This window comes from Nocardioides sp. P5_C9_2 (assembly GCF_054049555.1).
Genome location: NZ_JBFUMD010000121.1, coordinates 1 through 8697, shown reverse-complemented (window position 1 = coordinate 8697; position 8697 = coordinate 1). Strand labels below are relative to the sequence as shown.

General features: G+C 73.5%; 12 protein-coding genes. 7 read left to right on the top strand and 5 right to left on the bottom strand.

Annotated elements, in window-relative coordinates:
• Positions 1-932: sigma-70 family RNA polymerase sigma factor (locus tag ACXJKL_RS08340; protein ID WP_457206597.1), on the bottom strand; the 932-nt coding region annotated here is incomplete at its 3' end.
• Between the two features lie 177 nt (positions 933-1109).
• Here ACXJKL_RS08340 and ACXJKL_RS08335 point away from each other — a divergent pair.
• The 6 genes from ACXJKL_RS08335 to ACXJKL_RS08310 all read left to right on the top strand — a co-directional run bounded on the left by ACXJKL_RS08335 (position 1110) and on the right by ACXJKL_RS08310 (position 4531).
• Complete coding sequence (locus tag ACXJKL_RS08335) at positions 1110-1859, top strand: hypothetical protein (protein ID WP_457206596.1); 750 nt, start codon at positions 1110-1112, stop codon at positions 1857-1859.
• Between the two features lie 36 nt (positions 1860-1895).
• A complete protein-coding gene (locus ACXJKL_RS08330) occupies positions 1896-2672 on the top strand; it encodes an SOS response-associated peptidase (protein ID WP_457206595.1) in 777 nt (258 codons plus the stop codon).
• On the top strand, positions 2669-3322 hold the full coding sequence (locus ACXJKL_RS08325) for an alpha/beta hydrolase family protein (protein WP_457206594.1): 654 nt from the start codon (positions 2669-2671) through the stop codon (positions 3320-3322). Before ACXJKL_RS08330 ends, ACXJKL_RS08325 begins: the two co-directional genes overlap by 4 nt.
• 127 nt (positions 3323-3449) lie before the next feature.
• A complete protein-coding gene (locus ACXJKL_RS08320) occupies positions 3450-4094 on the top strand; it encodes a sigma-70 family RNA polymerase sigma factor (protein WP_457206593.1) in 645 nt (214 codons plus the stop codon).
• The gene (rsrA, locus tag ACXJKL_RS08315; RefSeq protein WP_457206592.1) at positions 4091-4357 is read left to right on the top strand and encodes a mycothiol system anti-sigma-R factor; all 267 of its coding nucleotides are present in this window, start codon (positions 4091-4093) and stop codon (positions 4355-4357) included. Before ACXJKL_RS08320 ends, rsrA begins: the two co-directional genes overlap by 4 nt.
• A gap of 99 nt (positions 4358-4456) precedes the next feature.
• On the top strand, positions 4457-4531 hold the full coding sequence (locus tag ACXJKL_RS08310; RefSeq protein ID WP_369759046.1) for a 50S ribosomal protein bL37: 75 nt from the start codon (positions 4457-4459) through the stop codon (positions 4529-4531).
• 80 nt (positions 4532-4611) lie between these two features.
• On the opposite strand, the gene ACXJKL_RS08305 is transcribed toward ACXJKL_RS08310, so the two are convergent.
• Genes ACXJKL_RS08305 through ACXJKL_RS08290 form a run of 4 tightly spaced genes read right to left on the bottom strand, consistent with a single transcriptional unit; the run spans position 4612 to position 8056 of the window.
• Positions 4612-4986 (bottom strand): thioesterase family protein, encoded by a 375-nt coding sequence (locus tag ACXJKL_RS08305; RefSeq protein WP_457206591.1) that lies wholly within the window; start codon positions 4984-4986, stop codon positions 4612-4614.
• Positions 4983-5465: a GNAT family N-acetyltransferase gene (locus tag ACXJKL_RS08300; protein WP_457206590.1), complete on the bottom strand. Its 483-nt coding sequence runs from the start codon at positions 5463-5465 to the stop codon at positions 4983-4985. The genes ACXJKL_RS08305 and ACXJKL_RS08300 overlap by 4 nt, the downstream gene beginning before the upstream one ends.
• 22 nt (positions 5466-5487) lie before the next feature.
• Entirely contained in the window at positions 5488-7185 is a 1698-nt protein-coding gene (locus ACXJKL_RS08295) for an acetolactate synthase (RefSeq protein ID WP_457206589.1), read from the bottom strand.
• A gap of 10 nt (positions 7186-7195) precedes the next feature.
• Positions 7196-8056: a DUF2785 domain-containing protein gene (locus tag ACXJKL_RS08290; RefSeq protein WP_457206588.1), complete on the bottom strand. Its 861-nt coding sequence runs from the start codon at positions 8054-8056 to the stop codon at positions 7196-7198.
• A 71-nt stretch (positions 8057-8127) separates the two neighbouring features.
• Between ACXJKL_RS08290 and ACXJKL_RS08285 the strand changes: the two genes are divergently transcribed.
• Positions 8128-8697 (top strand): histidine kinase N-terminal domain-containing protein (locus ACXJKL_RS08285; protein WP_457206587.1); only part of this gene is annotated, 570 nt, incomplete at its 3' end.

The window sequence follows — 8697 nt, the reverse complement described above, 5'->3', positions numbered from 1 at the left end:
TCCTGCCACACGAGGAACCCGCCGCCGCTGATCCCCACCGCGGCGGTGACGCCGACGACCGCCGCGACCTGGGTGTGGGCGGCGACGACCTCACGGGTCCGGCCGAGCACGGCGGCCAGCCCCGCCGATGCGGTCACCCCGGCGGCCCCGGCCGCACCGGCGGCGTACGCCCCTCCCAGGCCGCCCAGCAGCAGCGGCGCCAGGATGGCGCCGAGGTCGGAGTTGACCTCGCTCAGCTCCAGGTAGATCCCCGCGCAGGCGCGGCAGTGGCCGAGGTGGTCCTCCACCTTGCTCGCGTCGCGCCGGGAGATGCCGTTGCGGATGTAGGCGCCGAGGTGGTCGCGGGTCCACCGACAGCTCTGGTCGTCGAGCTCGGAGGCGTGCTCGTTGAGGTAGGCCTGGCGCAACCCCTCGCGGGCCCGGTAGGCGAGCGCGGAGACCGAGTTGGCGCTCATCCCCAGCAGCGGGGCGACGTCCGCAGGCTTCTGGCCCTCGACCTCCGTGTGCCACAGGACGAGCTGCCACCGCTCGGGCAGGGACGCGAAGGCGCGTGCCGCGGTCGCGCTCTCGAAGCCCTCGAGCGCCGTGTCGCGGAAGGGGACGCCCGGGTCGAACCGCTCCATGTCGTCGGTCGTGTGGAGCCGGGAGGCCGCCCGCAGGCGGTCCACGCGCAGGCGCCGTACGGCGGTGAGCAGGTAGGCGCGGAACGCGACGTCCGGACCACCCCCGCGCTGGAGCACCTGCAGCACCTTCACGAACGCCTCGGAGACCAGGTCCTCCGCGTCGCCGGCCGGGACGAGCTGGCGGGCCAGGCGGCGCGCGGCGTCCACGTGACGCTCGAAGAGCAGGCCGTAGGCGTCGGTGTCCCCGCCCCGGACGGCCGAGATCAGCTCGGCGTCGCCGGGGCTCTGCACAGACGTCGTGCTGCTCATGCTCACCAGACGGCTCGGGGGCGAGGGCGTGACGCCACTGTAGGCCTCGCATCGCGGAGGACGGGGTGAAACGCCCCACGGACAAGTTCCCCCGGTTCGGCGTCATGCCTCCCACGCACCCGCGTCCACCCCCCGTAGGACACGACGAGGGACCGATACCCGGGGAGGKGGCGCCGCATGGGACTGTTCGCGCCCGGCCCGTCCGCACGGCGTCCCGGGGGCCGTCCCGGGACGAGGTGGACGGGGCCCGTCGAGAGGCAGCTGCCCCGTCGGTTCGAGGCCGTGGCGGAGGCCCTGCTCGCGGGATCGGACGCCACCGACGCCTGCGCGGTGGTCGGTCGCGACCTGGCGCTGGACGGGTCGTCCCTGGAGGAGACCATGGCCGGTCTGCGGCAGGCGTGGCACGCGGTGCGGGGCCACGACCCGACGTACGACGCCCTCTCGGCGCTGCTGGTCGGCTGGAGCGAGGCGGCCCTGTCCTACTTCCACGCCCTCTCGTGCGAGGACCCGATGACCGGTCTCGCCACCCGGGTGCACGTGCGCAGCAGGCTGCGCGACCTCTATCGCCAGCACGGCAGCACCGACGTCAACGCGGCCTGGGCGCTGGTGGTCTGTGAGCTGCCCGCCGACCAGTCGGCCTCCGGCGACGGTGTGGACCCTGCCTCCCGCCTGGCCCGCTCGCTGCGGCTCTCCCGGGTGGGGGAGGCTGCGCGCACCGTCTTCGCCGGCGGCGAGACCATCGGCGGGTTGGCTCCGCACCGGGTGGTGGTCGTGGCCTCCCGGAACGACCGGCTCGGCACCCGGGTCCGGCTGCTGCGCTCGCTGGTCGCCGGYCTGACCGACGACCCGGCGCGCGTGTGGATCGAGGGACTTCCCGGCACCGACCTGGCCGCGTCCCGGCTGCTGGACGAGCTCGCGCGGTCCTGAGGGGGCCGTGACCTGCCCGGTCACTACGCTGTCCCCATGTGTGGACGCTATGCCTCCTCGCGTCGCCCCGAGGACCTCGTCGAGGAGTTCGAGGTCGTCGCCGACCGCACGCCCGCGCCGTTGGCCGCCGACTACAACGTCGCGCCGACCAAGGAGGTGTACGCCGTCGTGGAGCGGCCGCCCACCAAGGACGGCTCGGAGCCGCCCGAGCGGCAGCTGCGCGTGCTGACGTGGGGGCTGGTGCCGTCGTGGGCCAAGGACCCCTCGATCGGAAACCGGATGATCAACGCGCGGATGGAGACGGTGGCCGACAAGCCGGCGTACAAGCGCGCGTTCGCCGTGCGCCGCTGCCTGCTGCCGGCCGACGGCTACTTCGAGTGGTACCCCACCTCGCAGACCACCAAGGCCGGCAAGCCGGTCAAGCAGCCGTTCTTCATCCGGCCCGCCGACGGCGGGGTGCTGGCCATGGCCGGGCTCTACGAGATCTGGCGCGACCCGAGCCGGGCCGAGGACGACCCCGACCGCTTCCGCTGGACGTGCACGGTGCTCACCACCGAGGCCGAGGACTCGCTGGGCCACATCCACGACCGTATGCCGCTGATGGTCGAGCGTGACCGCTGGGCGCAGTGGCTGGACCCGCGCGTCGGCGGCGAGCTCTCCCTGCTCGTGCCCGCCGCGCCCGGCAGCCTGGAGGCCTACCCCGTCTCGACGGCGGTCGGCAACGTGCGCAACAACGGACCCGAGCTGGTCGAGCCCCTGCCCGTCGAGGACGCGCCGCTCGAGGACGGACCGCTCGAGGGCGGGCCCTCGTGATCAAGGCGATCGTCCGCTCCGTCCCCACGCCTCACGGCGAGGGACGGCTGCACGTCCGCCACGCGTCCCGACCGGTCGCCACCCTCCTGCTGAGCCACGGCGCCGGCGGGGGTGTGGATGCGCGAGACCTGGTGGCGCTGGCCGGAGCCCTGCCGGGACAGGGCGTCAGCGTGATCCTGCTCGAGCAGCCGTGGCGGGTCGCGGGTCGCAAGGTCGCGACGCCGCCGGCCTCCCTCGACGCCGCCCTGCGGGCGGCGGCGGACATGCTCCGCACCCGGACCCCGCTCGTCGTGGGCGGGCGTTCTGCCGGTGCGCGGTCGGCCGCGCGCTGTGCACGCTCGCTCGGCGCCGTGGGCTGCCTGGCCCTGTCCTTCCCGCTGCACCCGCCCGGACGCCCGGAGAAGTCCCGTGCCGGCGAGCTCGCCGGGGCGCGCGTCCCCGTCCTGGTGGTGCAGGGCGAGCGGGACCCGATGGGCCGGCCGGAGGAGGTCCCGACCGAGGTGCCGGGCCTCGACCTCGCCGTCGTACCGGCCGCCGACCACGGGCTGAAGGTGCCGGCCCGCGCGCCGCTGAGCCAGGACGAGGCCATGGGGATCGTGGTGGAGTCGACCCTGGAGTGGCTGGTGCGCGAGGTCGTCGGCACCACCTGACGGGAATCAGCGAGCCACCTGGCGTGTTGAGACGTGCGTGATCGCCACAGTCCCGCGTCCGGCCCTCCAGCGCCCGAGCAGCAGCGCGAACCTCGGTCCAGCCGAGGCGGCAGTAGTCTGGGAGGCGATGACCGAATCACTGCAGACCAGCGGCGACCCCGCGGTCGACCTCGAGACCGAGACCCCCGACGAGCGTGCCCTGCGCTTCGAGCGGGATGCCCTGCCCCTCCTCGACCAGCTGTACGGCGCCGCGATGCGGATGACCCGCAACCCGGCCGACGCCGAGGACCTGGTGCAGGAGACGTTCGCCAAGGCCTACTCCGCGTTCCACCAGTTCAAGCCCGGGACGAACCTCAAGGCCTGGCTGTACCGGATCCTGACGAACACCTACATCAACACCTACCGCAAGAAGCAGCGGGAGCCCCAGCAGTCGATGGCCGAGGACGTCGAGGACTGGCAGCTGGCGCGGGCCGAGTCGCACAGCTCGACCGGTCTGAAGTCGGCCGAGATGGAGGCCCTCGAGCACCTGCCCGACTCGCAGGTCAAGGACGCGCTCCAGCGACTGCCCGAGGAGTTCCGGCTGGCCGTCTACCTCGCCGACGTCGAGGGATTCCCCTACAAGGAGATCGCCGAGATCATGAACACCCCCATCGGCACCGTGATGTCCCGGCTACACCGGGGGCGTCGCCAGCTGCGCGACATGCTGACCGACCACGTGCGTGCGGGCAGCCTGCAGACCGCCGGGACGACCGGTGAGAGGAGCGACTCGTGAGTGGGCACGAGCACACCAACGAGGAGTGCGCCGACTACCTCGAGCGCATTGTCTACTTCCTCGACAACGAGCTCGACGAGGCCGACTGCTCGGCCGTCCAGGTCCACCTGGACGAGTGCGGTCCGTGCCTGGAGAAGTACGACCTGCAGCGCACGGTCAAGGCCGTCGTCGCGCGCTCGTGCTCGGAGTCGGCGCCCGACCACCTGCGCGACCGGGTGCGGGTCCAGATCCGCGAGGTCCAGTTCCGCATCTCGGAGGGCTGAGCCCCGGGGCTGATTGGCCCCGCTGCCCGGCATTTGAGAGGATGACCCGAGCCCTGTACGGGGCACCCGTCAGGGCAACACGATTCTTGGAGGACGATCATGGGCAAGACCGGTCGCAAGCGCCGCGCTCGCAAGAAGAAGGGCGCGAACCACGGCAAGCGCCCCAACGCCTGAGCGTTGGAACCGAGCCCCTGGCCACTGGCCGGGGGCTCGCTGCATTTGATCTGCCGGGCACCGGCCGCGCCGTCCGGCTGCTACGCCCCTCGGAGGCGGGAGAGGAACCTCTCGGCATCGACGACGACGCGGGTGACCTCGCCGGCCGCGACCACCTTGCCCGAGCCGATGTCCCGGGCGCTCACGGTGAGACGGCGCAGGCGTCCGTCGGCGTACGACGTCGTGGCRCTGACCTCGATCCGGGCCCCGACCGGGCTGGCCCCGAGGTGCTCGAGCTGGACCCGGGTGCCGACGCTGGTCTCGCCGTCCGCCAGACCGTCCTCGAGGGCCGCGCACGTCGCCGCCTCGCACCACGCGAGCAGCCGCGGGGTGCCCAGCACCGGCAGCGATCCGCTGCCGAGGGCGAGGGCGGTGTCGTCGTCGCCGACGGTGAAGGTCACGGTGGCGGCGGTCACGAGAGCTCCTTGGTGAAGGCGATGAGGTGCACGCCCGGCATCGGGTCCCAGTCGCGCGACGGGGCGCGCCGGTAGCCCAGCCGGGTGTAGATGCGGTGCGCGTGCGTCATCCGGGGCAGCGACGAGAGCACCATGGCGGTGGCGCCGTGCTCCTTGGCGCGTTCCTCGCAGCGTACGGCGAGCGCCGAGCCCGCGCCGCGTCCGCGAGCGGCCGGGGCGACGGCGAGCATCCTGAACTCGCCCTCGTGCTCGCCCGCCAGCTCGCGCCAGGGGGATCCCGGCGGGCACCAGGTCACGCAGCCCAGGAGCTCGCCGTCCTCGACCGCCACCCACAGCTCGCCGTGGGCAGCCCGGGAGGCCGTGTCGCGCAGTCGCGCGACGTAGGGGTCGTCGGGCCCCAGGGTGAAGTCGGAGTATGCCGCCACCGTGAGCTCGCCCAGGGCGGGCAGCTCCTCGGGGCGGGCTCGCCTGAGCTCCATCACGGCTGTGTCGGCCCGGACGTCAGATGCCGAAGGTGCTGCGCGGGTAGGCCGCCTCGACGTCGGTGATGACATTGACGAGGTAGGGCACGTCCGAGGCGTAGGCGCGGTCGAGGGCGGGACCGATCTCCTTCGGGTCGGTGACCGTCTCCCCGGCCCCACCGAGCGCCGAGACCACTTGGTCGTACGCCGTGCGCTGGGCGAGGTCGGCCACCACGTCGTACCCGTAGAGCATCTGCATCGGGCCCTTCTCCAGGCCCCAGGCGGAGTTGTTGCCCATCAGCATGACCACGGGAAGGTCGTGACGGACCAGGGTGTCGACGTCCATGAGCGAGAAGCCGGCGGCGCCGTCGCCCAGCAGCAGGGTGACCTGCGCGGACGGTCGGGCCAGGCGGGCAGCGATCGCGGCACCGAGGCCGGCGCCGAGGCAGCCGTACGGTCCGGGGTCGAGCCAGCCACCGGGGCGCTTGGGCTCGACGAACTTGCCGGCGAAGCTGACGAAGTCGCCGCCGTCGCCGATCACCACCGAGTCGTCGGCGAGGCGGGGCACCAGCTCGCCGTAGATGCGTGCCGGGTGGATGGGGTCCGCCTCGGCGGTGAGGAGCTCGCTGTCGCGGGCCACGGTGGCCCTGACGACGTCGCCGAGCTCACCCGTCCAGGAGGACCAGTCGCCGCGACGACCGCGCAGCACCGGCTCGACGAGTCCGTCGAGGACCGTCGACAGGTCCCCGGCCACCGACGCGGCCAAGCCGGCGGTGGCGGAGACCTGCGCGGGGGAGTCGGCCACGTGCACGACCCGGGCCGGGGTGGCTCCGTCCTTGCCGCCGAAGACGCCGTAGCCCAGCCGGAAGTCGAGGGGTGTGCCCACGACCACGACCAGGTCGGTACCGTTGATGGCCGCCCCGCGGGCCTTGGTGACGAGCAGCGGGTGGCCGCCGGGCACGATGCCGCGACCCATGCCGTTGGTGATCGTGGGGATGCCCAGCGCCTCCACGAAGCGCAGCGCCGCGTCCTCCGCCCGGTCGGCCCACACGTCGGTGCCGAGGATCAGCAGGGGACGGGTGGCCTCGGCGAGCAGGCGGGCCACGGCCGCGAGGTCCTCGCCGTCGGGCTCCAGCCGCGGCGCCGGTGTGCCCGCGGAGGCGGGACCCGAGGAGGAGTTGAAGAACTCGTCCATGGGGATGTCGACGAAGACCGGACCGCGGTGCGACGAGCGCGCCACGGTGAAGGCGTCGTCCATGCCGGTCGCGACCTCGGCGGCGGTGTGCAGGGTGCGGGCCTGCTTGGTGATCGAGTCGACGATCGGGAGGTGGTCGATCTCCTGGAGGGCGCCGGAGCCCCACCGGTTGGCCGGGGCACGGCCGCCGACCACGACCATGGGGGAGCCGTTGAACTGCGCCTGCGCCATCGCCGAGACGCCGTTGGTCACGCCGGGCCCGGCGGTCAGCACCGCCAGCCCGGGCACCCGGGTCAGCTTGCCGGTGGCCTCGGCGGCGAACGCCGCGGTCTGCTCGTGGCGCACGTCCAGCAGTCGCATGGGCGGCGTGGCCTTGACGGCCCCGTCGTACATCGGGAAGACGTGGGCGCCGGACAGCGTGAACATGGTCTCCACGCCGTGGGCCCGAGCGGCCGCCACGGCGAGCTCGCCGCTGTGCCCGGCGATCTCGTCCCCGGGCCGGGGGGCGGCGGGCGTCTCGGTGGCTGCGGTCTCGTCGCTCATGCAGCGCAGGCTAGTTCACGCGGGGTGGAGCGGCCCCGAGATGGTGCGGGTTGGTCCGCCGGAGGGAGTCGACGAGGACCAGGATCAGGTCGGGACGCACCCGCGGGGGGTTCGGGGCCAGGCTGAGCTGGAGGTAGAGCGCCCGCAGGAACGCCTGGGCGTTGCCGGTGTCGAGGAACGGGTCGCGGTCCTCACCGCTGCCCATGGCCGCGGCGGCGGCCGCGATCCGGTTGACCCACGGCTCGACCACCGCGAGGTCCACGACGTCGCGGCGCAGCACCTTCATGGTGGCGGCGGCCAGCCGGTCGGGCTCCCCGCACGCCAGCAGTCCGGTGTCCGGGGCGAGCAGCCGGTCGGCGAGCACGTCGAGGAGCACGGTCAGCTCGGGGGACGCCAGGTGCGGGGAGGTCGCGAGCACCCCGATCGCGTCGGCGCCGTGGGCCACCGCGTGCGCCCAGCCGCGGGTGGGCACGTACCCGCGGGTGTCCTTCTCGCGGAGGTACCACGTGGCGATCTGGTCACCCCACTGGAGGACCTGTCCGGGAGTGAGCAGGTGCTGGTCGGTGCCGCGCTCGAGACACTCGGCGAGCACGAGCACGGAGAAGGCGCGGCGGAACACGCTGTCGGTGCCCTGCTCGCCCAGCCCCACGGTGAGCCCGGCGGCCATGCCGTCACCCAGCCCGGTGAGCAGGTCGTCGTACACCCCGCGCTCGACCCAGGTGGCCAGCGTCGGGTAGGCGATCCCGTCACGCTGCTCGGGGTCGGGGGAGCCGAGCATGGCGGTGAGGTCGGCCGTCAGGTCGTCCAGAGGGCGGTCCGAGGGCACCTCGAGACCCCGCTGCACGACGCTGCGCCAGTACGCGGTGGGCATGCGTGCCATCCTGCCAGCCGCCTCCGACGACGGCGAACCGGCCCGAGGGGTCGCGGACCTAGGCTGTGCCGGTGCCGTCCCTGCAGGAGCTCGCCCGAGYCCACTCCGACCTCGACGACGCGGACGTCGCCTGGCTGCACCTCCTGATGGCGGACTGGCAGATCATCGCCGACCTGTCCTTCGCGGACCTGGTGCTGTGGCTGCCGGACCGCGAGGGGCGCGGTTTCTGGGCCGCCGGGCAGATGCGTCCCACGACCGGGCCCACCGCCCTGACCGACGACGTGCTGGGCACGTTCATCCCGTCGGGCCGGCGCCGGATGCTCGACGAGGCGCACGCCACCGGTCGGCTGGTGCGCGAGGGGGACCCCGAGTGGCGCGACGACGTACCGGTGCGCGTCGAGGTCATCCCCGTGCGCCGCGCGGGTCGGGCCATCGCCCTGGTGGCCCGCAACACCAACCTGCTGGGCGTCCGGACGCCCAGCCGCCTGGAGCTCTCGTACCTGCAGACGGCGGCCGAGCTGACCCAGATGATCGCCGGGGGCTGGTTCCCGTACGGCGGCCAGCGCAGCGACCATGCCGACTCACCGCGGGTGGGCGACGGCTTCATCCGGCTCGACGACGGCGGACGGGTCGTCTACGCG